The organism is Zobellella sp. DQSA1 (genome assembly GCF_041950555.1).
Taxonomy (GTDB): Bacteria; Pseudomonadota; Gammaproteobacteria; order Enterobacterales; family Aeromonadaceae; genus Oceanimonas.
Window position 1 is genome coordinate 3,245,001 of sequence record NZ_CP169531.1, and the last position, 24,189, is coordinate 3,269,189.

At 59.7% G+C, this 24,189-nt stretch carries 23 protein-coding genes (1 of these 23 cut by a window edge); 11 read left to right on the forward strand and 12 right to left on the reverse strand.

What is annotated here, in order from left to right; all coding sequences use genetic code 11:
• The 4 genes in view from rapA to ACEVBK_RS15545 are tightly spaced (at most 23 nt apart) and all read left to right on the forward strand, a layout consistent with a single transcriptional unit that may run on beyond the window.
• On the forward strand, positions 1–2,345 hold the 3' portion of the coding sequence (gene rapA / locus ACEVBK_RS15530) for an RNA polymerase-associated protein RapA (protein ID WP_375055811.1). It extends 529 nt beyond the left edge of the window; 2,345 of the gene's 2,874 nt are visible here — the last part of the coding sequence; its start codon lies off the left edge, out of view; its stop codon occupies positions 2,343–2,345.
• Between the two features lie 23 nt (positions 2,346–2,368).
• Entirely contained in the window at positions 2,369–3,034 is a 666-nt protein-coding gene (locus ACEVBK_RS15535; protein WP_375058588.1) for an RluA family pseudouridine synthase, read from the forward strand.
• Complete coding sequence (locus tag ACEVBK_RS15540; RefSeq protein ID WP_375055812.1) at positions 3,031–3,822, forward strand: DUF3530 family protein; 792 nt, start codon at positions 3,031–3,033, stop codon at positions 3,820–3,822. The genes ACEVBK_RS15535 and ACEVBK_RS15540 overlap by 4 nt, the downstream gene beginning before the upstream one ends.
• Entirely contained in the window at positions 3,776–4,726 is a 951-nt protein-coding gene (locus ACEVBK_RS15545; protein WP_375055813.1) for a D-2-hydroxyacid dehydrogenase, read from the forward strand. The genes ACEVBK_RS15540 and ACEVBK_RS15545 overlap by 47 nt, the downstream gene beginning before the upstream one ends.
• 83 nt (positions 4,727–4,809) lie before the next feature.
• Here ACEVBK_RS15545 and djlA read toward each other — a convergent pair whose 3' ends face one another.
• Positions 4,810–5,616 (reverse strand): co-chaperone DjlA, encoded by an 807-nt coding sequence (gene djlA, locus ACEVBK_RS15550; RefSeq protein WP_375055814.1) that lies wholly within the window; start codon positions 5,614–5,616, stop codon positions 4,810–4,812.
• A 268-nt stretch (positions 5,617–5,884) separates the two neighbouring features.
• Between djlA and lptD the strand changes: the two genes are divergently transcribed.
• From lptD to ACEVBK_RS15580, 6 genes are read left to right on the forward strand one after another with little or no spacing between them, the layout of a single operon-like run.
• Complete coding sequence (gene lptD / locus ACEVBK_RS15555; protein ID WP_375055815.1) at positions 5,885–8,224, forward strand: LPS assembly protein LptD; 2,340 nt, start codon at positions 5,885–5,887, stop codon at positions 8,222–8,224.
• 24 nt (positions 8,225–8,248) lie between these two features.
• A complete protein-coding gene (surA, locus tag ACEVBK_RS15560) occupies positions 8,249–9,565 on the forward strand; it encodes a peptidylprolyl isomerase SurA (RefSeq protein ID WP_375055816.1) in 1,317 nt (438 codons plus the stop codon).
• Positions 9,562–10,551, forward strand: coding sequence for a 4-hydroxythreonine-4-phosphate dehydrogenase PdxA (gene pdxA, locus ACEVBK_RS15565; RefSeq protein WP_375055817.1), 990 nt, complete (start codon positions 9,562–9,564; stop codon positions 10,549–10,551). Before surA ends, pdxA begins: the two co-directional genes overlap by 4 nt.
• A complete protein-coding gene (gene rsmA / locus ACEVBK_RS15570) occupies positions 10,544–11,353 on the forward strand; it encodes a 16S rRNA (adenine(1518)-N(6)/adenine(1519)-N(6))-dimethyltransferase RsmA (RefSeq protein ID WP_375055818.1) in 810 nt (269 codons plus the stop codon). The genes pdxA and rsmA overlap by 8 nt, the downstream gene beginning before the upstream one ends.
• The gene (gene apaG / locus ACEVBK_RS15575) at positions 11,353–11,727 is read left to right on the forward strand and encodes a Co2+/Mg2+ efflux protein ApaG (protein ID WP_375055819.1); all 375 of its coding nucleotides are present in this window, start codon (positions 11,353–11,355) and stop codon (positions 11,725–11,727) included. The genes rsmA and apaG overlap by 1 nt, the downstream gene beginning before the upstream one ends.
• Positions 11,727–12,545: a symmetrical bis(5'-nucleosyl)-tetraphosphatase gene (locus ACEVBK_RS15580; protein WP_375055820.1), complete on the forward strand. Its 819-nt coding sequence runs from the start codon at positions 11,727–11,729 to the stop codon at positions 12,543–12,545. Before apaG ends, ACEVBK_RS15580 begins: the two co-directional genes overlap by 1 nt.
• Here ACEVBK_RS15580 and folA read toward each other — a convergent pair.
• The 4 genes from folA to rplU all read right to left on the reverse strand — a co-directional run bounded on the left by folA (position 12,533) and on the right by rplU (position 14,911).
• On the reverse strand, positions 12,533–13,036 hold the full coding sequence (gene folA / locus ACEVBK_RS15585; protein ID WP_375055821.1) for a type 3 dihydrofolate reductase: 504 nt from the start codon (positions 13,034–13,036) through the stop codon (positions 12,533–12,535). The genes ACEVBK_RS15580 and folA overlap by 13 nt on opposite strands.
• A 3-nt stretch (positions 13,037–13,039) precedes the next feature.
• A complete protein-coding gene (gene cgtA / locus ACEVBK_RS15590; protein ID WP_375055822.1) occupies positions 13,040–14,206 on the reverse strand; it encodes an Obg family GTPase CgtA in 1,167 nt (388 codons plus the stop codon).
• 118 nt (positions 14,207–14,324) lie between these two features.
• Positions 14,325–14,582: a 50S ribosomal protein L27 gene (gene rpmA / locus ACEVBK_RS15595; RefSeq protein WP_106454252.1), complete on the reverse strand. Its 258-nt coding sequence runs from the start codon at positions 14,580–14,582 to the stop codon at positions 14,325–14,327.
• A gap of 17 nt (positions 14,583–14,599) precedes the next feature.
• Complete coding sequence (gene rplU / locus ACEVBK_RS15600) at positions 14,600–14,911, reverse strand: 50S ribosomal protein L21 (RefSeq protein ID WP_106730438.1); 312 nt, start codon at positions 14,909–14,911, stop codon at positions 14,600–14,602.
• Positions 14,912–15,145: 234 nt separating this feature from the next.
• Here rplU and ispB point away from each other — a divergent pair, with 234 nt between their 5' ends.
• A complete protein-coding gene (gene ispB / locus ACEVBK_RS15605; RefSeq protein WP_375055823.1) occupies positions 15,146–16,120 on the forward strand; it encodes an octaprenyl diphosphate synthase in 975 nt (324 codons plus the stop codon).
• Positions 16,121–16,275: 155 nt separating this feature from the next.
• Here ispB and ACEVBK_RS15610 read toward each other — a convergent pair whose 3' ends face one another.
• The 7 genes from ACEVBK_RS15610 to mutL all read right to left on the reverse strand — a co-directional run bounded on the left by ACEVBK_RS15610 (position 16,276) and on the right by mutL (position 24,189).
• The gene (locus ACEVBK_RS15610) at positions 16,276–17,574 is read right to left on the reverse strand and encodes an adenylosuccinate synthase (protein ID WP_375055824.1); all 1,299 of its coding nucleotides are present in this window, start codon (positions 17,572–17,574) and stop codon (positions 16,276–16,278) included.
• A 128-nt stretch (positions 17,575–17,702) separates the two neighbouring features.
• Positions 17,703–18,590, reverse strand: a complete 888-nt coding sequence (gene hflC / locus ACEVBK_RS15615; protein ID WP_375055825.1) for a protease modulator HflC — start codon at positions 18,588–18,590, stop codon at positions 17,703–17,705.
• Between the two features lie 3 nt (positions 18,591–18,593).
• Positions 18,594–19,763, reverse strand: a complete 1,170-nt coding sequence (gene hflK, locus ACEVBK_RS15620) for an FtsH protease activity modulator HflK (RefSeq protein WP_375055826.1) — start codon at positions 19,761–19,763, stop codon at positions 18,594–18,596.
• Positions 19,764–19,809: 46 nt separating this feature from the next.
• Positions 19,810–21,096 carry a ribosome rescue GTPase HflX gene (gene hflX, locus ACEVBK_RS15625; protein WP_375055827.1) on the reverse strand — a complete coding sequence of 429 codons (1,287 nt, stop codon included), beginning with the start codon at positions 21,094–21,096 and terminating at the stop codon, positions 19,810–19,812.
• Between the two features lie 72 nt (positions 21,097–21,168).
• Complete coding sequence (gene hfq, locus ACEVBK_RS15630; protein WP_202081985.1) at positions 21,169–21,435, reverse strand: RNA chaperone Hfq; 267 nt, start codon at positions 21,433–21,435, stop codon at positions 21,169–21,171.
• Positions 21,436–21,470: 35 nt separating this feature from the next.
• Positions 21,471–22,415, reverse strand: a complete 945-nt coding sequence (gene miaA / locus ACEVBK_RS15635) for a tRNA (adenosine(37)-N6)-dimethylallyltransferase MiaA (RefSeq protein ID WP_375055828.1) — start codon at positions 22,413–22,415, stop codon at positions 21,471–21,473.
• Positions 22,405–24,189 (reverse strand): DNA mismatch repair endonuclease MutL, encoded by a 1,785-nt coding sequence (gene mutL / locus ACEVBK_RS15640; RefSeq protein WP_375055829.1) that lies wholly within the window; start codon positions 24,187–24,189, stop codon positions 22,405–22,407. The genes miaA and mutL overlap by 11 nt, the downstream gene beginning before the upstream one ends.

Sequence of the window (24,189 nt, forward strand, 5' to 3'; positions counted from 1 at the left end):
AAGTCGGCCTGGGCAAGACCATCGAAGCCGGCATGATCATCCAGCAGCAATGGTTGTCGGGCAGGGCCTCTCGTATCCTGATACTGGTACCCGATGCACTGATCCATCAATGGCTGGTGGAGATGTTGCGTAGATTCAACCTTCATTTTGCCCTGTTCGATGAGGAACGCTGCGTCGAAGCCTTCGCCGATGCTGCCAATCCCTTCGATACCGAACAGTTGATCCTGTGCAGCCTCGATTTCATTACCAAGAAGCGTAAACGCTTCGAGCAACTGATGGATACCAGTTGGGATCTGCTGGTAGTCGATGAAGCCCACCACCTGGTATGGGATGCAGAGCAGCCCAGCCGTGCTTACGAAGTAGTGGAAGCGCTGGCCGAGCAGGTACCTGGCGTGTTGCTGCTCACCGCCACTCCGGATCAGCAAGGCCATGAGAGCCATTTTGCTCGTCTGCGCCTGCTCGATCCCGAGCGTTTCTACGACTATGACGCCTTCCTGGCCGAAGAGGAAGCCTATCAGCCCCTGGCCCAGGCAGCCGAAGCCCTGCTGAGCGATGCCCCGCTGGATGAGGCAGCCATTGCTCGGCTGGCTCCCTTTATGGAGCAGCAGGACGGCCGCGTGCTGAGCGACCCGCAAGCCCGACACGGTCTGCTGATCCAACTGCTCGATCGCCACGGTACCGGCCGGCTGTTGTTCCGTAACACTCGCCATGCCATCCGGGGCTTTCCGTCCCGCCTGTTGCACCTGCATCCGCTGCCATTGCCGAGCCAATATAAAACCGCCATTCGCGTTGCCGGCATGATGGGCAGCAAGCAGGATACGGCCACACAAGCGCTGCAGGCCCTGTATCCGGAAGAAATCTATCGTCAGTTTGAAGGTGGCGACAGCGCCTGGACCCAGTTCGACAGCCGGGTGGAATGGCTGCTGGAATTCGCCAAGGCCAAGCGCAACGACAAGATACTCATCATCACCGCCAAGGCCGGCGTCGCCCTGGCGCTGGAAGAAGCATTGCGTACCCGTGAAGGTATTCGTGGCACCGTGTTCCACGAAGGCATGTCCTTGCTGGAAAGGGATAAGGCGGCCGCCTACTTTGCCCAGCAGGAAGGGGGGGCCCAGGTGATGATCTGTTCGGAAATCGGTTCCGAAGGGCGTAACTTCCAGTTTGCCCATCAGCTGGTACTGTTCGATCTGCCGCTTAACCCGGACCTGCTCGAGCAGCGTATCGGCCGCCTCGACCGTATCGGTCAGCGACATGATATCGACATTCATCTGCCTTATCTGGAAGGCACCGCGCAGCAGGCCCTGACCCTCTGGTATCACCAGGGCATGGATGCCTTCAGCAAGCCCAATGCCGTCGGCCAGCCGGTATACCAGCAGGTCGCCGAGCACCTGCTCGAGTTGTTGGCCAACCACGGCCAGGATACGGACGCCCTGGAGCAGTTGATCGCAGACACCCGCGCACTCACGCAGGAACTCAACAGCCGGATGGAGCAGGGACGGGATCGCCTGCTGGAACTCAATTCCAGTGGTGTGATTCATAATCAGAACCTGGCCACCCAGCTTGCCGAGACCGACGACGACCCTACCCTGGCCATCTTTGCCATCAAGCTGTTCGACGAAGTGGGTGTGCATCAGGATGATCGGGGTGAAAACGCCATCGTACTGCGTCCCACCGAGCAGATGCTGGTTCCGCATTTCCCCGGCCTGCCGGAAGACGGCGCCAGCATCACCTTCGAGCGGGAAACGGCCCTGAGCCGGGACGATCTGCAGTTTCTGAGCTGGGATCACCCCATGATCCGTGGGGGTATCGATCTGGTGCTGGGCTCAGAAATCGGTACCACCTCGGTGGCCATTCTCAAGAACAAGGCGCTGCCGGTCGGCACCCAGTTTGTGGAATTGATCTTCGTGGCCGAGTCGGCCCATCACGCACAGCTGTATCGCTTTTTACCGCCCGCCCCCATTCGCCTGTTGCTTGACAAGAATGGCAACAACCTGGCCGACAAGGTCAACTTCGAGTCCTTTGATCGCCAGCTCAGTGCCGTAAATCGCCATCTGGCCAGTAAACTGGTCAATGCCTCCCAAGGCGTGATCCACCAACTGTTGCAAAGTGCCCAGCCTCTGGCCGAAGTGCAGATGCATGAGCTGGTAGAACAGGCCAGGGAGCGGATGCAGGACTCCATCGGACAAGAATTGCTGCGTTTGCAACAATTGGCCAAGGTCAACCCCAATGTACGGGAGAGCGAAATCCTTCACCTGCAAGAGCTGAAAGACGAGCTCGACAGCCTGCTCAGCCACACCCGCTTAAAACTGGACGCGATTCGGTTTATCGTGGTCAGCCACCAGTAAAGGACGAGGCCATCATCATGGTTCTGCTACGTTACGATCCCCCCACGGATCCCCAGTTCGAAGTGCTGTACCAGGACAACAGCCTGATCGTGCTGAACAAGCCGAGCGGGCTGCTGACCGTCCCCGGACGTGAACTGATCCACCGGGATAGCCTGTCCTACCGGGTAGCCCGGGTTTATCCCTCGGTGCAAGTGGTGCACCGACTGGATATGGCCACCTCGGGCGTGATTGTCATGGCCTTGCACCCGAAGGCCCACCGGGAGCTCAACCGGCAGTTCCGCGAGCGGGAAACGGCCAAGCGCTATTATGCATGGGTGTATGGCCGTCCGGAGCAGGACAGCGGCAGCATTGAGCTGCCGCTCTGTTGTGACTGGCCCAACCGTCCCCGGCATATGGTCGACCAGGTCCACGGCAAGCACGCCCTGACCCACTGGCGCTGCCTGGTACGTCAGGAAAAACGCAGCCTGATGGAGCTTACCCCGATCACCGGGCGCTCGCACCAGCTGCGGGTACATATGCTGAGCCTGGGCCATCCCATACTGGGGGATAACCTCTATGCCGAAGGCGAAGCCCTGGCCCTGGCCCCGCACCTGCAGCTGCATGCAGCCTCGCTGGAGTTTCGTCACCCCAGAACCAAGCAGTGGCTGGCGTTCAGCGCTCCCGCCCCTTTCGAGATGGAGCTGCAGTGAACAGGCTCGGGTGGCTCGTCGGCTGGCTGGCCGTCCTGGCGAGCCCCACCATGGCCGCCAAGTTCGACTGGTCCGCCTTCGAGCAATACCGGCCGGAATACCGCCTGTTGCACTTTCACGCCGAGGGGGCCGACACGGCAGGCACCCTGCTGGTCTGGCCCGAACTGAGCCAACCATACTTATGGCTGGCCATGGCAGAATACTGGCAGCAACGGGGCTGGGAGTTTATGCTGTTGCTGCCGGACGCCAGCCAGCTGAGCTTCGACCCCGCTTCAGAGTCTCCCCCGCCGCAACAACAAGAATGGCTCGAGCAGGTCACCGCCCGCCTCGCCGGAGCACTGGCCGATACGGAATCGGAACCACACTTGCTGGTCGTGGCCCAAGGCAGCGCCGCCCTCTGGTACCAACAGTTAATCGATGCCGAACAGCTGATTCAGCCGGACGCTCTGGTGCTGCTTGACGCCCACCCACAAACACCGGGACAGCAGCAGATGCTGGCCATCAGCCTGGCCCGCAGTCGCTATCCGGTGCTGGATATTTACAGCCAGCCGGAGGAAGCCCAAACTGTCCTCAACCGACAGCGGCGCCGACAGCAGGTGGCCCGCCAGGAAAAAACCGACTACGAGGAGCAACGGCTCACCGCCCACACCTTGCTGGAAAAACAGATCGCGGGCTGGCTGATGCGTCAGGGCTGGCTGCCACCGCCGCCCGGTCTCCCCGACTACTTGAAAGGAAAGATCCATGAAGCTGGTATTTCTCGACCGACAGACCCTGGCGCCGGAAATTGAACTGCGCGCACCGAGTTTTGAGCACCGGTGGCAAAGCTATCAGGAAACCGTCCCCGGGCAGGTAGTCTCGCGGCTGCAGGACGCGGACATCGCCATCGTCAACAAGGTCAGGCTCGACGCCGACACCCTGGCCCAATTGCCCGGACTGAAACTGGTCGCCATTGCCGCGACCGGCAGCGATAATGTCGATCTGAATGCCTGCCGCCGCGCCGGTATTGCCGTTTGCAATATTCGTGATTACTCAAAGAATTCGGTGCCGGAACATGCACTGGCCCTGATCATGGCACTGAACCGCAGCCTTAATGCCTATCACGCCTCGATAGCGGCCGGGCGCTGGCAACAGGCCGGCCAGTTCTGTTATTTCGACTATCCGGTACGCGATCTGGCCGGGCAGATCCTGGGACTGGTCGGTTACGGCACCATTGCCCAGGATCTGGAAAAGCTGGCCCTGGCTCTGGGGATGAAGGTAATGATCTCGGCCCGCAAGGGACAGCCCGCCGGCCCAGGACGCTTCCCTTTCGACGAAGTCCTGGCTCACGCCGATGTGGTGAGCCTGCACTGCCCGCTGACCCCCGAAACCCGCCATTTAATAGGGCCGCGGGAGTTTGCACTGATGAAACCGGATGCCCTGTTGATCAACGTCGGCCGGGGGGGACTGGTGGACGAAGCCGCTCTACTGGCGGCACTGGAGCAAAACCAGATTGGCGGGGCCGGCTTCGATGTGGTGAGCGAGGAACCACCATCACTGGATAACCCGCTGATGCAGGCCCTGCACTACCCCAACTTCATCCTTACCCCCCATGTCGCCTGGGCCAGCCGCTCGGCCATGCAACGGCTGGCGGATCAGTTGATCGACAACATCGAGGCCTTTGTCGCCGGACGACCGCAGAACAGCTTGGTATAACAACTGCCGGGACTGGGGATTAAAGATTAAGTACCGAGCAGGCTCCCGTCAGTCCTATTTCCCAGCTCCCCCGCCCCGGTTCGTCAGCGGATATTACGGGCCGCCTTGATGGTTTCCCAGGCCTGCTGTATTTCCTGGGCTTTTTCCTTGGCCATATCCATCATTTCCTTGGGCAGGCCCTGGGCCATCAGCTTGTCGGGATGGTGCTTGGACATCTGCCGACGATAAGCCCGCTTGACGGTGCTGTCATCGACCTCGGCCTCTACCTCCAGGATACGGTAGGCATCACGCAGCCGATCCCGGGGCGGCTGGCGGTAGCCACCCGCCCCCGCGCCTTCCCGCCCTTGGCGAAACATATGCAACTGGGCTTCGGCAAACGCCAGTAACTGTTCCAGTTCACGCTCGGAAAAGCCCAGCTCGGCAGCGATGCGGTGCAGCAGGCGACGCTCGGCCGGATGCAATTCGCCATCGGCGAAAGCCAGTTGCAGCTGCACTTCCATAAAAAAACGCAGCAGGTTGCGGCTGTCCTTTATCTGGGCCCGAAACCGGCGCAGGGTCTCGACCAACGGAAAGTCGCTGTCCTTCCCTTCCCGGAAGGCCTGCTGGGCTTGCGCCCTCTGCTCACCGTGCAACCGCATCTGGGTCATCAACTGCTCGGCCAGGCGGATCTCTTCGGCCGAGACCCGACCGCTGGACTTGGCAACATGGCCCATGGTGGCAAAAGTGGTATAAAGAAACTCCGCTTGCGCGCCCTTGTTGAACTGCCAGGCATTCGCCAGCTTTTTATCGACCAAATGCCCCAGCCATAGCCCGAGCAAGGCGCCGGGAATATTCCCAATCAGCAGGCCGAATAAAAAACCGATCAGTTTTCCTTTGATATGTGCCAGCATCTATCGTATCTCGTACAGTCCCGAACGGGTGCTATATAACCAGGTAACGCCGGGTTGCGGCACAAGTGAAGACCAAGGGTGGGCAGCTAATATCATGGAGCAGGTTCCGGTATCTGGATAGACGAGGTAACAGGCAGGGCCGTAGTGCTGACAGCAAGAATGCATTATCATAGTCCGCTACCATAAAGTAATGACACCAAAAGCTCAACCAGCCTGAAACCCGGGATCGGGGCGGTGTCGCCAAGACCAGGAACGCGAGCGTCTACCCATGAGAATACGGATTATCGGCTTTCCCCTGCTGTTTATCTCCGGCCTGGCTCAGGCCCAGACCGGCACCATGACCACCGACCAGGATACCCCCTTTTCTTTCAGCCGCTGCTTCAGCCATGTGCCGCTGCGCCTTGATGCGGGGGCCGATGACACCAACGCTCCCATCACCGTCACCGCCGATGTCCTCAATGCCACCCGGGACGGCAAAATCCTGTATCAGGGAGATGTACAGGTGGTGCAGGCACAACGTCAGTTCAACGCCGACTATGTCGAGCTGGAGCAGCAAAGCCGGGACATCAGGGCCGAAGGCAATATCCACTTTACCGACGGCACCATTACCGTGGAAAGCGATCGCACCCTGACCGGTAACCTCAACACCAAGGACACCGAGCTGGATCAGGCCCGCTACCAGTTGCACGGAGATCCTGGCCGCGGCCAGGCCCGTCAGGTACGGATGACCGACGAGACCAACAGGGTCGACCTGAGCGGCGCCAGCTACACCACCTGTCCGCCCAACGAGGAGGCCTGGCAACTCAGGGCCAGCTCGGTACGGGTAGAGCAGGATGAAGTGTTTGGTGAAGCCTGGAACGCGGTACTCTGGCTGGGCAAGGTACCGGTATTTTACTTTCCCTACATCAAGTTCCCGGTCAAGGACGAGCGCCAGAGCGGCCTGCTCTATCCTTCCTTCGATCTCAGCAGCGAACACGGCGTCGATATCCGGCTGCCCTACTACTGGAATATCGCTCCCAACTACGATGCCACCCTGACCCCACGTTACATGGAAAGGCGCGGCACCGCGGCCCAGCTCGAGTTCCGCTACCTGCCGGTCGAGGGCCAGAGTGGTACCCTTTACGGGGAGTACCTCGACAGCGACGACAAGCTCGGCGATACCGAATGGCAGGATAAAGCACGTTGGCTGTTCAACTGGCGCCATAATGCCCGCTTCGATGCCGAAGGCCACTGGCGCGGCCGGGTGGACTATACCAAGGTGGCCGGCTGGGATTATGCCTATGTGGATGACTTTTCCCCGCCGGTGGGCATTCTGGTCGAAGATCAGCTGATGCAGTCCTTCCGGGGCGGCTATTATGATCGTAGCTGGCAGTTGACCGCCGAAATGCGCGACTACCAGATCCTCAAGCCCGAACGGCTGACCCCCTTTCAGCTGGCGCCCAGCCTGGCGCTGACCAGCTACCAGCACTTGGGCGTCGTCGATTTGAGCATGGACGGTGAGCTGACCCGCTTCACCAACGACGGGCGGGATGTATATGAAGCTACCCGCTTCCATGCCGAGCCCAGGCTCATTTATACCCTGGTCGATACCCCCGCCGGGCAACTGACCGCCGACGCGGGAGCCTATTACACCCATTATGAGCAGGATGTGCCCTCACAACTGGACAGCCGGCTAGGTTTTAATCCGGATCAACTGGATTCCAGCGCGGATCGGCTGCTGCCCCGGCTACGGCTCAACGGCACCCTGGTGTTCGATCGGGATACGTCCTGGTTCGGGCAGGCCTTTACCCAGACCCTGGAGCCCCAGTTCCAGTATCTGTACGTCCCCTTCAAGGATCAGGATCATATCGGCCTTTACGACACCACCGACATGCGCCAGGACTACTACAGCCTGTTCAGCGACCGTCGTTTCGCCGGCCTGGACAGGATCGGTGATGCCAACCAACTGACCGGAGGCTTTACCAGCCGTATCTACGACACCGAGGGCATAGAGCGGCTGCGCCTGGCCCTTGCCCAGTCCTACAACTTCGTGTCTCCCCGGGTGCGGCTGTTCCCGAACGATACCGCCAGTGATACCAAGCGCTCCTTCCTCACTTTCGAGGGGGACCTGAACCTGGACGGCAACTGGTTCGTCCATACCGAAGCCCAACAGGACACCCGCAACAACCGGCTGGCCGCCGGCAATATTACCCTGGAATATAACCGTCAGGGCAAGCTGGCCCAGTTAGGTTTCCGCCACCTGAACCAACGCTACTACCCGGACGCCAGGCTCACCGACGATCTCAATCAGCTGGGCGGTACCTTCTCCTGGCCACTGGACCCCCAGTGGCGGCTGATCGGTGGTTATTACCGGGATATTGAACTGAATCGCAATATCGACAGTCTGATAGGACTGCGCTACGACTCCTGCTGCTGGGCCGTCAGCCTGGTATGGGAGCAATGGCAGAAAGAGGACAAGCTGCTCAACCCCACCAGCACCCTGCAGGAAACCACTATCGGGTTACGCTTCGAACTGAAGGGGTTGAGCTCGCTCGGTACCGGCAGCGGGGAATTCACCCCGGGTACCAAGCTGCTGCCTTATTATCGGCCCTTCAATCTCAATAACTGATTTTAACTGTGCACAGGACCTGTCATGAATAAAAGATGTAAACAACTGCTTATCGCTGCCGGTCTGGGTTTAGTATCGGCCACCAGCCAGGCGGTTGAGCTGCTGGATAAGGTGGTCGCTGTCGTCAATCAGGACGTGGTGCTGGAAAGCCAGCTCTCAGGCCTGGTCAACCAGGTCAGGCACAGTGCCCGCGCGGCTGGCCAGCCACTGCCGGAAGAACAACCGCTGCGCAAACAAGCCCTGGAACGCCTGATTCTGGAAAGCCTGCAGCTGCAACTGGCCGATCGGCTGGGGCTGCGCATCACCGATACCCAGTTGGAGCAGGCCATCAATAACATCGCCCGTAGCGAAGGCAAGACCGCCGAACAGCTGCGTGCCGGGGTGGCCGCCGAAGGCCTGACCTACCCCCAGTTCCGCGAACAGGTGCGCAACGAAATCCTGCTGAGCGAGCTGGCCCGCAACCAGGTTCGCCGCCGCATCAATATCTCCGATCAGGAGGTGAAGCAGGTGGTGCAGATGATCAAGGAGCAGGGCCAGGACAATGCCCGCTACCGGGTCGGTAATATCCTGCTGCCGCTGCCAGGCAATCCGAGCAGCGAGCAATTGCGTCAGGCCAGTGCCCAGGCCGAAGTCCTGCTCGGCCAACTGAGGCAAGGCGCCGATTTCCGCCAGCTCGCCATCGCCCACAGCGCCGGTCCCAAGGCGCTGGAAGGCGGTGACTGGGGCATGATGGGCATCAATGAAATGCCTTCCCTGTTCAGCGAAGCCGTGAAGAATCATGGCAAGGATGATATCATCGGCCCCATCCGCTCCGGCGCCGGGCTGCATATCCTGACCATCTTCGATATGGAAGGCGGTACCGCCCAGACCATACAGGCGGTGGAAGTCAAGGCTCGTCATATCTTGATCAAGCCATCCATCATCATGAGCGAAGAAAAGGCGCAATCCATGCTGGCCGGCTTTGCCCGCTCCATCCAGGCCGGAGAAGTCCGCATGGCCGAGCTGGCAGAGCAGTTCTCCGAGGATCCGGGATCGGCCATCAACGGCGGCGATCTGGGCTGGGCCGCGCCGGAGATGTACGTCAGCAGCTTCCGTGATACCGTCAATCAACTCAAGGTCGGGCAACTGAGTGAGCCGTTCCGCTCCGAGCATGGCTGGCATCTGGTCCTGCTGGAAGACCGGCGGGTAATGGATGCCACCGAACAGGCCACGGAGCAAAGAGCCTATCAGCTTATTTTTAATCGTCGCTTTACCGAAGAAGTGCAGACCTGGCTGGATGAGCTGAGGGATGAAGCCTATATCCGTATCGTCGACACCAATTTATCCAACGGTGAACTGTGACTTGTAAACGCATAGCCATAACCCCCGGCGAACCGGCCGGTATCGGTCCCGAACTGATGCAGGCGCTGGCCGAACACGACTGGCCGGTCGAGTTGGTGGTCATTGCCGATCCCGAACTGCTCCAGCGTCGGGCCGAAGCCTTGGGCAAGAAACTGACCCTTCAGCCCTACCACCCCGAGCGGCCCCCCCGGCCGCAGCGGGCCGGCACCCTGACCATAGAACCGGTTCGGCTCGCCAAACCGGCGGTACCCGGCAAACTGGATGAAGCCAACGGCCTCTATGTACTGGAAACCCTGAAGCGGGCTTCGGATGGCAATATGAACGGTGAATTTGCCGCCGTGGTCACCGGGCCGGTCAACAAGGGCATCATCAACAAGGCCGGAGTCTCCTTCAGCGGCCACACCGAATTTTTTGCCCAGCAGGCCAATGTACCGGATGTAGTGATGCTGCTGGCGACTCCCGGCCTGCGGGTAGCCCAGGTCACCACCCATATCCCGCTGGCCTACGTCGCCAGGGCCATCACCCCCGATCGGCTCAGCAAGATCACCCGCATCCTGCACGCAGAGCTGAAAGCCAAGTTCGGTATCCCCCAGCCTCGCATCTATGTGTGCGGGCTCAACCCCCACGCCGGAGAAGACGGCCACCTGGGCCGCGAAGAACTGGATATCATTATCCCCACCCTCGACCAGCTCAGGGCCGAAGGCATGGATCTGGTGGGCCCGCTGTCTTCGGACACCGTATTCCAACCCAAATATATGCAGGATGCCGATGCCTTCCTGGCCATGTACCACGACCAGGGGCTGCCGGTACTCAAATACATCGGTTTCAGCAAGGCCGTGAACATTACCCTGGGTTTGCCTTTTATCCGTACTTCGGTGGATCACGGCACCGCCCTGGAATTGGCCGGAACCGATAAAATCGATGCGGGCAGCATGCTGTGCGCAGTTAATCAAGCCATTGAAATGATAGAAAAACGCGATGAATAGTAAGGTCCACCAAGGTCACAAGGCCCGTAAGCGCTTTGGCCAGAATTTTTTGCACGATGACTACATCATCGATCAGATAGTCGATGCCATCCACCCCAGCGATGACTTCACCATGGTCGAGATCGGCCCCGGCCTCGGCGCCCTCACCGGCCCGGTATGCGATCATATCCACCGCCTCAACGTAGTGGAGCTGGACCGCGATCTGGCCGCCCGGCTGGCTAGCCACCCCTTCCTCAAGGACAAGCTCAATATCCATCAGGCAGATGCCATGAAGTTTGACTTCGGTACCCTGCTGGAGCCGGGCAAGAAGCTGAAAATTTTCGGAAACCTGCCCTATAACATCTCTACCCAACTGATGTTCCACCTGTTCGAGTTCGCCCCGCTGGTGGAAGACATGCACTTTATGCTGCAGAAGGAAGTGGTCAACCGGCTGGCCGCCGGTCCGGGCAGCAAGGCCTATGGCAGGCTGAGCGTAATGGCCCAGTATTACTGTCAGGTGGTGCCGGTGCTGGAAGTCGGACCCGAGGCGTTCAAGCCGGCCCCCAAGGTGGAGTCGGCCGTGGTCAAACTGCTGCCCTACGCCACCCCTCCCTATCCGGCCCAGGACATCAATTGCCTGTCCCGGGTCGCCGCCGATGCCTTCGGGCAGCGGCGCAAGACCATTCGCAACAGCCTACAACACCTGTTCAGTGCCGAGCAGCTGACCGAACTGGGCCTGGATCCTTCCGCCCGCCCCGAGCAACTGAGCCTGGCCCAATACGTGGTTCTGGCCAACGCCCTGGCCCAACAAAAGGAACAATAATGTCGCCCGGAGCCATTCATATCACGACTCAGCCCCAATACCTCGCAGATCGCTCCGCGCCCGACGAACAGCATTATGTGTTCGCCTATACCATTACCATCAAGAATACGGGCAGCGAACGCGTCAGGCTGATGAGCCGGCGTTGGCTCATTACCGATGCCAACGGCAAGATTATCGAGGTGGAAGGCAGCGGTGTGGTCGGGGAACAGCCCAGAATAGCTCCGGGTGAACAATATACCTATACCAGTGGTGTCAGCCTGGAAACCCCGGTCGGGGTCATGGAGGGCAGTTATACCATGGCACTGGATGACGGCAGTGAATTCCAGGCCCCGATAGATGCCTTTCGGCTGGCCCTGCCGAACCTGATCAACTGATGTCGACTTACCTGGTTGGCGACCTGCAGGGCTGCCTGAAAGAGCTGGATCAGCTGCTGTCCGAGGTAGGGTTCAATCCTTCCCGAGATCGGCTCTGGCTCACCGGTGATCTGGTCGCCCGGGGACCCGACTCCCTCGGCTGCCTGCGCCGTATCGTCGGCCTCGGCAATGCAGCTACCGTGGTACTCGGTAATCATGATCTGCACCTGCTGGCCGTGGCCAACGGTATCGGCCGCCCCAAGGCCGCCGATAAGATAGATGAGATACTGAATGCGGCTGACCAGGCCGATCTGTTGTACTGGCTGCGCCACCAACCCCTGTTGGCCGAACATGAACAGCATGGTTTTGTGATGACCCATGCCGGTATCCCGCCCCAGTGGAACCTGGAGCAGGCCCGCACAGCGGCACGGCAGGCAGAAGCCGAACTGCGCTCCCCCCAGTACAGAGTGCGGTTGCAACAGATGTACGGCAACCAACCGGACAGCTGGCAGGAGGATCTCACCGAGCTTGAGCAACTGCGCTATACCATCAATGCCTTTACCCGCATGCGCTTGTGTCACCCGGATGGCCGGCTCGACTTTGCCCATAAAGCGACACTGGCAGAAGCTCCGGTCAGTTTGCATCCCTGGTTTGAGCTACGCGGAGGCCATCGGGATCCACCGCTGATCTTCGGGCACTGGGCGGCCCTGGAAGGCAAGTGCGACACAGCCGGTATCCATGCGCTGGACACCGGCTGTGTCTGGGGGGGAAGCCTGACCCTGCTGTGTTGGGAGAACGGGGAACGGCTCAGCACCCCCTGCCCCGCCTACGCCGGCTGAGCTTCCCGCAACCGGCGCTCCAGCCGCTGAAAACGGCACTCGTAAGCATTACGCTCATCCGCCGGCCGTCGCTGTTCCGACACCAGCCGCCACTCCTCCCCGACCACGGGGAAACGGGTATCCCCCTCCAGACTGGCGTCGATCAAGGTCAGGTACAATCGGCTCGCCAGCGGCATAAAGGCCGCATAGAGCTGGCCGCCGCCGATGATCATCACTTCGGCTTCATCGGCCACCAATGCCAGCGCTTCGGCCGGGGAAGCCACCAGTTCGGTTCCTGCCGGCGCGTCACTCAGACTCGTGCTGACGATGATATTCCGCCGCCCGGGCAAGGGCTTACCGATGGAGGCAAAGGTATTACGCCCCATCACCACCGGCTTGCCCAGGGTCGTCTGCTTGAAATAAGCCAGATCCGCCGGCAGGTGCCAGGGCATCTGGTTGTCCCTGCCGATGACCCGCTCCCGGGTCATGGCGACGATCAACGACACTATCATGGCTTATTCCCGGGTATAGACAACGTGGCCATCGTCTTCTTCATCATCCCAGTCGCCGTCATCTTCATCCTCGTCCACACTGTCGGCCAGGGTAGCCTGGTAATATTCATCCCATTTGAAGCTGACCGGTTCCCGTGCCGCCTCCAGCTCTTCCTGACTGCGCGGATGCTCGTCGAGGAAGCCCATCAACGCCTGGGTCAGCTCACGGGTGCCTTCCTTGCTGATGGCAGTGATACGGAAGACGGGCCCCTGCCAGTCCAACAGCTCCACCACCCGCTCGATGATGGTCTCGGCTTCCTCTTCCAGCACCAGATCCAGCTTGTTGAATACCAGCCAGCGCGGCTTGGCCGCCAGGGCGTCGCTGTACTGGGCCAGCTCATTGACGATAATATCGGCATTATCCGCCGGATCGGAGCCGTCCACCGGCAATACATCGATCATGTGCAGCAATACCCGACAACGTTCCAGGTGCTTGAGGAAGCGGATCCCCAGGCCGGCACCGTCCGCCGCACCTTCAATCAGGCCGGGGATGTCGGCGACCACGAAGCTTTTCTGGCCATCACAACGTACGACCCCCAGGTTGGGTACCAGGGTGGTAAAGGGGTAATCGGCGACCTTGGGTTTGGCCGCAGACACCGAGCGGATAAAGGTGGACTTACCCGCATTCGGCAACCCCAACAGGCCGACGTCGGCCAGCAGCAGCAGTTCCAGCAACACATTGCGGATCTCGCCCGGGGTCCCGTTGGTCTTTTTCCGTGGCGCCCGGTTGACCGAGCTTTTAAAACGGGTATTGCCGAGACCGTGAAAACCGCCTTTGGCGATCAGCAGCTTCTGGCCGTGACGGGTCAGATCGCCGAGGATCTCACCGGTCATCTCGTCTTTGGCACGGGTGCCCACCGGCACCGTCAGCACCAGATCCTTGCCGCGCTTGCCGGTACAGTTACCACCGCGACCGTTTTCGCCCCGCTCGGCCCGGTGAAAACGTTCAAAATGATAGTCGATCAGGGTATTGAGGTTTTCATCAGCCAGCAGGTAAACGTCACCGCCATCACCGCCATCGCCACCGTCGGGTCCTCCGTTGGGAACGTACTTCTCACGGCGGAAGCTGATGCAGCCGTTACCACCATCACCGGCCTCAATCCGGACCTCTGCTTCATCGACAAACTTCATTGCATTGTTCTCCCATTCGCTTGCTGAGCCCAGTATATCCGGCCCAAACGCCGAATGTGCTTTTCGTAAAGCAAAAAGCCCCGCCGGTGGGCGGGGCTTTTTCAGTTCTGCTTGTAGCTTACTCGGCTACAATGCTGACAAACTTGCGGTTGTGCGGACCTTTCACCTCGAACTTCACCTTGCCGTTGGCTTTGGCGAACAGGGTGTGATCTTTGCCCAGACCTACGTTATCGCCGGCGTGGAACTTGGTACCACGTTGGCGCACGATGATGTTGCCCGCCAGGACAGACTCACCGCCAAAACGCTTAACGCCAAGGCGTTTACTTTCTGAATCGCGACCGTTACGAGTTGAGCCGCCTGCTTTTTTGTGTGCCATGGAACTTAACTCCTCTCTTAGGCGCTGATACCAGTGATTTTCACTTCAGTGAACCACTGACGGTGACCCTGCTGTTTGCGAGAGTGCTTACGACGACGGAACTTGACGATCTTGACTTTTTTGCCACGACCGTGAGCTACGACTTCTGCAACTACTTTGCTGCCGTCTACGTAGGGTACACCTACTTTAACGTCTTCACCTTGGGCAACCATCAGCACCTTGTCGAACTCGACAGAAGCGCCGGTCTCAACGTCCAGCTTCTCCAGACGAACAACCTGGCCTTCGGCTACACGGTGCTGTTTTCCGCCGCTTTGGATTACCGCGTACATGTTTATAACTCCGAATATGGCACTTTTACCCTCTTCGGGCCGTGCACTAAAACTGTTCTACAATGGCCGCGCATTGTACGCAAAATGATCCCCTTAGACAAGGGTAGAACAGCAAAAAAAACACACCTTCCCGGTTTCTGGCCGAAGCCCCGCCGGGCGGGTTTATCCCTATGACAAATCGTGTAAAATCCTATCACCAATGGCTATAGACTGCACCGTCCGGCTTAAAATTTTATGGTAGATATCAACAGGGTAAAACAACTGACCGAGCAGGACATGCAAGCGGTCAACGACCTTATCATGTCGCGGCTGCAATCGGACGTGGCATTGATCAATCAGCTCGGCTTCTATATCGTCAGCGCCGGCGGCAAGCGCATGCGGCCCATGCTGACCGTGCTGGCGGCCCGGGCCCTGGGCTTTGCCGGCGAGTCCCATATCAAACTCGCCGCCATTATCGAATTTATCCACACCGCTACCCTGCTGCATGATGACGTAGTGGACGAATCGGATCTGCGCCGGGGCCGTGACACGGCCAATGCCCTGTTCGGCAACGCGGCCAGCGTACTGGTGGGCGATTTTCTCTACACCCGCGCCTTCCAGATGATGACCGAGCTCGACAACATGAAGATCATGCATATCCTGAGCGACGCCACCAACATCATCGCCGAAGGCGAGGTGCTGCAGCTGATGAATTGCAACGATCCGGATACCACCGAAGACAGCTATATGCAGGTGATCTACTGCAAGACCGCCAAGCTGTTCGAGGCCGCCACCCGCCTGGCTGCCGTGCTGACCCATCAGCCGCCGGAAGTGGAGCAGGCCATGCTCGACTACGGCAAGTACCTGGGCACCGCCTTCCAACTGGTAGACGACATCATGGACTACAGTTCGGACGCCGGTGACATGGGCAAAAACGTCGGTGACGACCTGGCCGAGGGCAAGCCGACCCTGCCGCTGCTGCGCGCCATGGCGGTCGGCAGTGAGTCCCAACGGGCGCGGATCCGCGATGCCATCGCCAACCGCACCGGCATGGACCACCTCGATGAAATCATGGCTATCCTGGCCGACACCCACGCCCTCGAGTACAGCCGGGAACGAGCCCAGCAGGAAGCACAAAAAGCCATCGCCAGCCTCGCCGTGCTGCCAGAGTCTGAACACAAGGCGGCGCTGGTCGATCTCGCCCACCTGGCGGTAGAGCGCACCCGCTGACGCCGTGAGGTGTGAGGCTAGCTTCAGAGACTTTAACGCCGGCAAATGCCTGGATGTTACTGCTGGTTTTTTCCTCGCCCTTCACGCCTCACCGGGGTAATAGACAAAAAAACGCCAGCCCTGGGGCTGGCGCTTTGACTGTGTTACCGCGAAGCTCAGGCTTCAAAGGGATGGCGCAGTATCATGGTCTCGGCACGATCCGGGCCGGTAGAGATGATGTCCACCGGTACCCCGGTGATCTCTTCGATCCGCTTGATATAATCGCGTGCCGCCTGGGGCAGGCCTTCCACCGTGGTCACACCGAAGGTATTGTCGCTCCAGCCAGGCATCGATTCATACACCGGCTTGACGGTTTCATAGCCCTCGGCCGCCATCGGCGGTACATCCTTCACCGAACCGTCGGGCATTTGGTAGCCCACACAGATCTTCACCTCTTTCAGCCCGTCCAGCACGTCCAGCTTGGTCAGGCAGAAGCCGGAGATGGAGTTGACCTGAATGGCACGCTTCATCGCTACCGCATCCAGCCAGCCGGTGCGACGCTTGCGGCCGGTGGTGGCGCCGAATTCATGGCCTTTAACGCCCAGGAACTCGCCCACTTCATCAAACAGCTCGGTGGGGAAAGGACCCGAGCCTACCCGAGTGGTATAGGCCTTGATGATACCCAGCACATAGTCCACATAGCAGGGGCCAAAACCGGAGCCGGTGGCCACACCGCCGGCGGTGGTGTTGGAAGAGGTCACATAGGGATAAGTGCCGTGATCGATATCCAGCAGGGTGCCTTGGGCCCCTTCGAACATGATCTTCTCGCCGTTACGGCGGGCCTTGTCGAGCATATCGGTCACATCGACCACCATGCTGGTCAACAGCCCGGCATAACCCTTGGCCTGTTCCAGCACTGCGTCGTAGGAAACGGCTTCGGCACCGTAGAAGCCGGTAAGCTGGAAGTTATAGTAAGCCACCACTTCCTTCAGCTTGTCGGCGAAGGTGGTCATGTCGAACAGGTCGCCCACACGCAGGCCACGGCGGGCCACCTTGTCCTCGTAGGCCGGACCGATGCCACGGCCGGTGGTGCCGATGGCTTTGGCGCCACGGGCTTTCTCCCGGGCAATATCCATGGCGACATGATATGGCAGGATCAGCGGACAGGCCTCGCTCAGCACCAGACGCTCACGCACCGGAATGCCGCTTTCCTCCAGGCCTGCCATTTCTTTCAGCAGGGCCTCGGGAGACAGCACCACCCCGTTGGCGATCACACAGGTACAGTTGTCACGCAGAATACCGGAAGGAATCAGATGGAGGACGGTTTTCTTACCGTCGATGACCAGGGTGTGTCCGGCGTTGTGGCCGCCCTGATAACGTACAACATAACGGGCTTTGTCAGTCAGCAGGTCGACGACCTTACCCTTGCCTTCGTCACCCCATTGGGTGCCTAGTACAACAACGTTTTGTCCCATTTTCACTAACTGTTGAGTTGTTAAAAATGGAGTCTAACAAATTTTGACCAAGGTCGGAATAATCGAAGCAGGAGATCGGTGGAAAAAATCGCGCAGAAAAAAGCCCGGTGGCCCGGGCTTATGGTTTATCAGTTGATTCCTGACGGATCCTTCAGGTAGCGGAAGAAATCCCCTTCCGGTTTCAGGATCATCATGTCGCCACCGTGCTCGAAGCTCTTGCGATAAGCTTCGAGGCTGCGGATGAAGCTGAAGAACTCGGGATCCGCCGAGTAGGCATCGGCGTAAATACGGGCCGCCAGGGCATCCCCTTCACCGCGCAGGGTACGGGAGTTACGCTGGGCTTCTGCGATCATCACCGTGACCCGGCGGTCCGCCTCGGCCTTCAGGATTTCCGCCTGCTCGCGCCCTTCGGATCTGTGCTCCCGCGCCACCGCGGTCCGTTCGGCACGCATCCGCTGATAGATAGAGTTGGACACCTCGGTCGGCAGGTTAATCTGCTTGATCCGCACGTCCAGCACCTTGATACCCAGCTCGGAGGACGACTCCAACAAGCCGCGCAACGCACTTTCCATCACATCGCCTCGTTCACCGGACACGATATCACGGATGGTCCGGCTACCGATCTCGGAACGCAGGCTGTTGTTGATCCGCCGGCGCAGCAGGTTTTCGGCCTGCAGCCGGTTGCCGCCGCCGGTTGCCAGGTAATACTGGGCAAAGTTGTCGATCCGCCACTTGACGTAGGAATCGATGATCAGATCTTTCTTCTCCGAGGTCACGAAACGGTCGACCTGATCATCCAGGGTCTGGATACGGGCATCGAGCTTGCGTACCTGATCGATCATCGGCACCTTGAAGTGCAGGCCCGGCTGATAGACGGTAGGCAGGTCTGAGCCCTGCTCCCGCTTCACCTTGCCGAATTGCAGCACTATGCCGCGTTCGCCTTCGCCGACCACGAATACCGAAGAGTACAGCACGATAACAACCAGGCCGAGAACAACGAGTAATACTCTTTTCATCGCTTAGTTTCTCCCTGTCGGACGAATAGCATTTCGATCTGAACCCGGCCTTAACTGACCGCTGTCCTGACTCACGGGAGCATTGCCGTTCAAATAATCAGAGGTGATGATATTGGGATCCACCCTGATCGTCCTGCCGGCCTGCTGCTCGGCCAATTTATCCAACGGCAGATACAGCAAGCTGTTGCTGCCCTCGGGAGTATCCACAATCACCTTGTTGACCTTGCTGTAGATCTCTTCCATGGTTTCCAGGTAAATACGCTGGCGGGCCAGATCAGGTTGACGCTGGTACTGCGGCAAGAGTTCACGGAAGCGCGCCACCTCACCTTCGGCACGGAATCCGACCTGCTCTTTATAGGCTTCGGCCTCCTGCAGCAGACGCTCGGCCTGACCACGGGCCTTGGGCTCTATTTCACGGGCATAGGCTTCGGCTTCACGGATAAAGCGCTGTTCATCTTCCTGCGCCGCAATGGCGTCATCGAAGGCGTCCTTCACTTCTTCCGGCGGGCGCGCCGGTAGGAAGTTCAAATCCAGCACCATCAGGCCAAGCTGGTAAGGATCGATGATCTCCTCCAGCAACGCCCGGGTTTCCTGGCGAACCCGTTCCCGACCAACGGTCAGCACATCGTCCATGGTACTGTGACCAACCACGTAGCGCAGGGCACTGTCGAGGGCCTGGTGCAGACTGTCATCGGCATTGGTTACATTGAACAGATAGTCGCGGGGCTCGAACACCCGGTATTGCACGTCCATCTCGACGCGGACCAGGTTTTCGTCCCGGGTCAGCATAAAGCCGGACGCCGGCTGGGAACGCACGGTTTCCACATCCACCGGGTACACCCGATCGATAAAGGTCGCCTTCCAACTCAGGCCGGGGTCAACGGTTTGGTAAAACTTGCCAAAACGCAACACCACGCCCCGCTGGGCTTCACCGATGGTGTAGAAGCCGCTGACCACCCACACCACCGTCGCAATCACCAGCCCCACGACGATACCGAAGGTACCTATTCCGGCACCGCCGCCGTTTCCACCGCTACGGTTACCCAACAGCCCACCTAATTTACTACTCAGGTTACGAATCACCTGATCCAGATCTGGCGGACCCTGATGTTTGCCGTTGTTCCCCCAGGGGTCACGGTCTTTGCCACCATTTCCAGGCTCATTCCAAGCCATTTGTATCTCCGTCTTTCTGGTTTGTGAAAGTAACTTTACCAAGCAATCAATCGCTTATAAAGCGCTCTAGCTGTTCGCCTTCCTGTTTGAGCAGTCGGTGCCAGTCGGCCTGCTGCAGCCGGATGCCGACCACAAACTCCCCTTGCTCCCCAAAAGACTCGCTAACGACCCCATTCAGGGCATAAAGCCGACTGCGCAGCCTGGCTGCCGAAGGCGGCAGGGTCAGTTGATGCTCGACCAGCACCCCGGCCAATAACTGGTTCAACGCCTCAAGGAGACCGTCGATCCCCAAAGCTTCTTGCGCCGATAGCCAAACGGCACGGGGCAGCCCTTCGTCATTGAGCTCGATCCGCGGGCTGGGCTGCTCCAGTTTGTCAATCTTGTTGAACACCAGCAACACCGGCACTTCGTCGGCCTCGATCTGTTCAAGCACCGAGTTGACCTCATGGATATTGTCCTGCATCTGTTCATCGGCACAGTCCACCACGTGCAGCAGCAAATCCGCATCGCGGGTTTCCTGCAGCGTGGCTTTGAAGGCGGCGATCAGATCATGGGGCAGGTGCCGGATAAAACCCACTGTGTCGGCCAGGATCACCGGCCCGGCGTCGGGCAAATCTATCTTGCGCAGGGTGGGATCCAGGGTGGCGAACAACTGATCCGCGGCATAGACCCCGGCCTGGGTCAGCCGGTTGAAGAGGGTCGACTTGCCGGCGTTGGTATAGCCCACCAATGACAGGGTCGGGATCTCGTTGCGCTTACGCGCCCGGCGCCCCTGCTCCCGCTGACGGGACACTTTCTCCAACCGTTTCTGGATGTACTTGATCCGCTCCCGCAGCAACCGCCGGTCGGTCTCCAGCTGGGTTTCACCCGGACCACGCAGACCGATACCGCCTTTTTGCCGCTCCAGGTGGGTCCACCCCCTGACCAGGCGGGTCGACAGGTGTCGCAGCTGGGCCAGTTCGACCTGCAGTTTCCCCTCATGGGTACGGGCACGCTGGGCGAAAATATCCAGGATCAGGCCGGTGCGATCCAGCACCCGGCACTTGACCTCCCGTTCCAGGTTTCGCTCCTGGGCCGGGCTCAGGCTGTGGTTGAAGATTACCACGTCGGCCTGATGCATCTGCACCAGGGCGGCCAGTTCTTCTACCTTGCCGGTGCCGATAAAAAACTTGGACTGGGGCGCTCCCCGACTGGCGGTGACCACCGCACAGGTACCGACCCCGGCGGAATCGGCCAGCAGCTCGAGTTCATCCAGCGCTTCCCGCTCGTCATCATCGGCAAAATTAATATGAACCAAAATGGCGGACTCGCCACCTTGATAACGCTCAAACAAGGCGCTTCCTCCGTCGTGCGGATAGGGTAGTATGCAAAGGATAATGCCGTAAGCAACGGCACCGACTCATGATCAATCCTGATCCTGCTCGGTATCGGCTTGCTCGGCACCACCGGGCGACGGTGCCTGATGGTGTACCGGCCTCGCCGGCACTACGGTCGAAATCGCATGCTTGTACACCATCTGACTGACGGTGTTTTTCAGCAGAATAACGAATTGATCGAACGACTCAACCTGGCCCTGTAGCTTGATGCCATTCACCAGATAAATAGAGACGGGGATCCGCTCGCGTCGCAGTGCATTCAGAAACGGATCCTGCAGAGATTGTCCCTTAGCCATCTTGTTGTCCTTATCTTTTGTAATTGTGGAAATTGTTATTGTTGTCTTTCATTGAGCGCCAGCCTCACCTGCTCGATCAGGTGAAGACCGGCCTCTTTGTTATCAGTATCCAGCCAGTGTATGTCCGGCCAGCTCCTGAGCCAGGTCAGTTGCCGCTTGGCCAATTGCCGGGTAGCGGCGATCCCCCGCTCCACCATTTCATCATAGCCGACTACGCCATTCAGGTAATCCCACATTTGCCGGTAGCCAACACAGCGAATGGACGGCAGGTTCGGATGCAGATCGCCGCGCTGGTACAGGGCCCTGACTTCCTGTTCGAATCCCTGCTCGAGCATCAATCGGAAACGGTCGGCGATACGCCGGTGCAACAGGGACCGTTCCTTGGGCGCAATCGCGAACTGTAACACTTTGTAAGGCAGGGGATCATCCTTGTGTTGTGTCAATTCTGTGAGCGTTTTACCGGAAATGCGAAAAACTTCCAATGCCCTGGACAGGCGCTGGGGATCATTGGGATGAATTCTGGCGGCCGCCACCGGATCGGTATCGGCCAGCTGACGATGTAGCTGCTCCCAGCCGAACCGGGCCGCTTCGGCTTCAATCTGCGCCCTGATGCCGGCATCGGCACTGGGCAGGGGGGATAGCCCCTCCAGCAATGCCTTGAAGTAAAGCATGGTGCCGCCGACCAGCAGCGGGATGCGACCGGCAGCACTGATCTCAGCCATGGCCGCCAACGCATCACGGCGGAAATCGGCAGCTGAATAAGCCTGCGACGGATCGAGCAGGTCAATCAGCCGGTGAGGCGCCTCCGCCTGCTCCTGCGGGCTGGGTTTGGCGGTACCGATATCCATCCCCCGATAGACCAGCGCCGAGTCGACGCTGATCAGCTCACAGGGCAACTCCCGGCACAACGCCATGGCCAGGCTGGTCTTGCCTGAGGCCGTGGGACCCATTAAAAATATTGCGAGGGGTTCAGTCCCCATCCATCCACCTGTCTAGTTGTTGCTCTATCGCTACCGGCTGCAAAAAAGAAAGCTCGCCGAAGGTGGCGGGCAGATGCGGCAGCAACCGTTGCCACAGGGTCACCGCTTCGGCCATGGACCAGCCTTGCCGGCGCGCCGGCCCTTGCTCGGCCAGCCACTGGCACAACGCCCGGGGCTGGCTTTCGGCATCACTATCCAGCCGAGCCAACAGTTCGGGGAACAACCGCGCCAGATCCGCATGACGCAAAGGTTGCGGTACCCGGGTCAGGATAATGGTGCCTTTGCTACCGCTTTTCAACTCCAGGCCCAGCTTTTGCAGTGTCTGCCGATGTCGTGTCAACCCCAACTGCTGCTGTTCATCCAGCGGGATACTGATGGGCAGCAGCAGGGGCTGCGGCGTCAGCCCCTGCTGCCAGACCTCGAGCAACACCCGGCCGTTCTCATAGACACCGGCACCGGCCAGATCACACAGCCAGAGCTGCTCCTGGTGCAATACCACCAGGACTCGCTCCCTGAGCAGCAACAGTGGCTGGCTGTCCATTTCAGGCAGGGAAGCGGTTGTCGTCCCGGCAGCCGGTGCCTGATGCTGAGGAGCCAGCGTGGTCAGCAAGCCCGTCATGCCCTGCCACTCCCGCCGGCTCAGCCCGCCGCCGGCTCGCCCCTCTCTTCCTCCGCCATAACCGTGGCTCGGCGCCTGGAAGCTTACCGGCGCGGAAGGGCGGGAGACCTCGTCATAATCCACCGGCGGTTCTGCTACCCGGCTAGCCTGGGCGGCCGGGCGATGCGCCAGCGCCTGTACCAACACCTGATAGATAAAATCGTGTACCAGTCTGGCCTGATGAAAACGCACTTCGTGCTTGGCCGGATGTACGTTGACATCCACCTCCCGCGCGTCCAGCTCCAGATAGAGCACAAAGGCCGCATTGCCATCGGCCGGCAAGCGATCGCCGTAAGCCTGACGCACCGCATGATTGAGCAGTTTGTCACGCATCATGCGACCGTTGACATAGGTATATTGAAGATCGGCCTGGGCCCGGGCCGCTTCGGGCGGAGCCAGCCAGCCCCACAGCCGCAGCCCGTGGTGCTCGCTGTCGAGCCGGAGCGCCGAACCGATAAAAGCCGGGCCGCATACCGCCGCCAGGCGCTTGTCTTGCTGGGACGGCAGGGTACCCGCCCGGTACTGACGCACCGGCTTGCCGTTATGACGCAAGGTCAGGCTGATATCGAACCGGCTGAGGGCGATACGTCGGATGACCTCATCGATATGGCCGAATTCGGTTTTTTCGGCGCGCAGAAACTTGCGCCGCGCCGGGGTATTGAAAAACAGATCCGCCACTTCCACCGTGGTGCCGTTGGGGTGGGAAGCCGGTTGCACCTTGACTTCCATTTCCCGGCCCTCCGCCATCGCCTGCCAGGCCTGAGCCTGCGCCGCCGGCTTGGAGGTGAGCAACAGGCGGGATACCGAACTGATCGAGGCCAGCGCCTCGCCACGAAAGCCCAGACTCAGGATCTGTTCCAGATCCTCCAGTGTACTGACCTTGGACGTCGCGTGACGCGACAGCGCCAGGGTGAGTTCATCCTTGGCAATGCCGCCGCCGTTATCGCGAATGCGGATCAGCTTGGCCCCGCCTTTCTCGATATCCACCTCGATCCGGGTAGCACCGGCATCCAGGCTGTTTTCCACCAGTTCCTTGACCACCGACGCCGGCCGCTCCACCACTTCACCGGCGGCAATCTGGTTGGCCAGTCGCGCCGGCAGTATCTGGATTGGCAT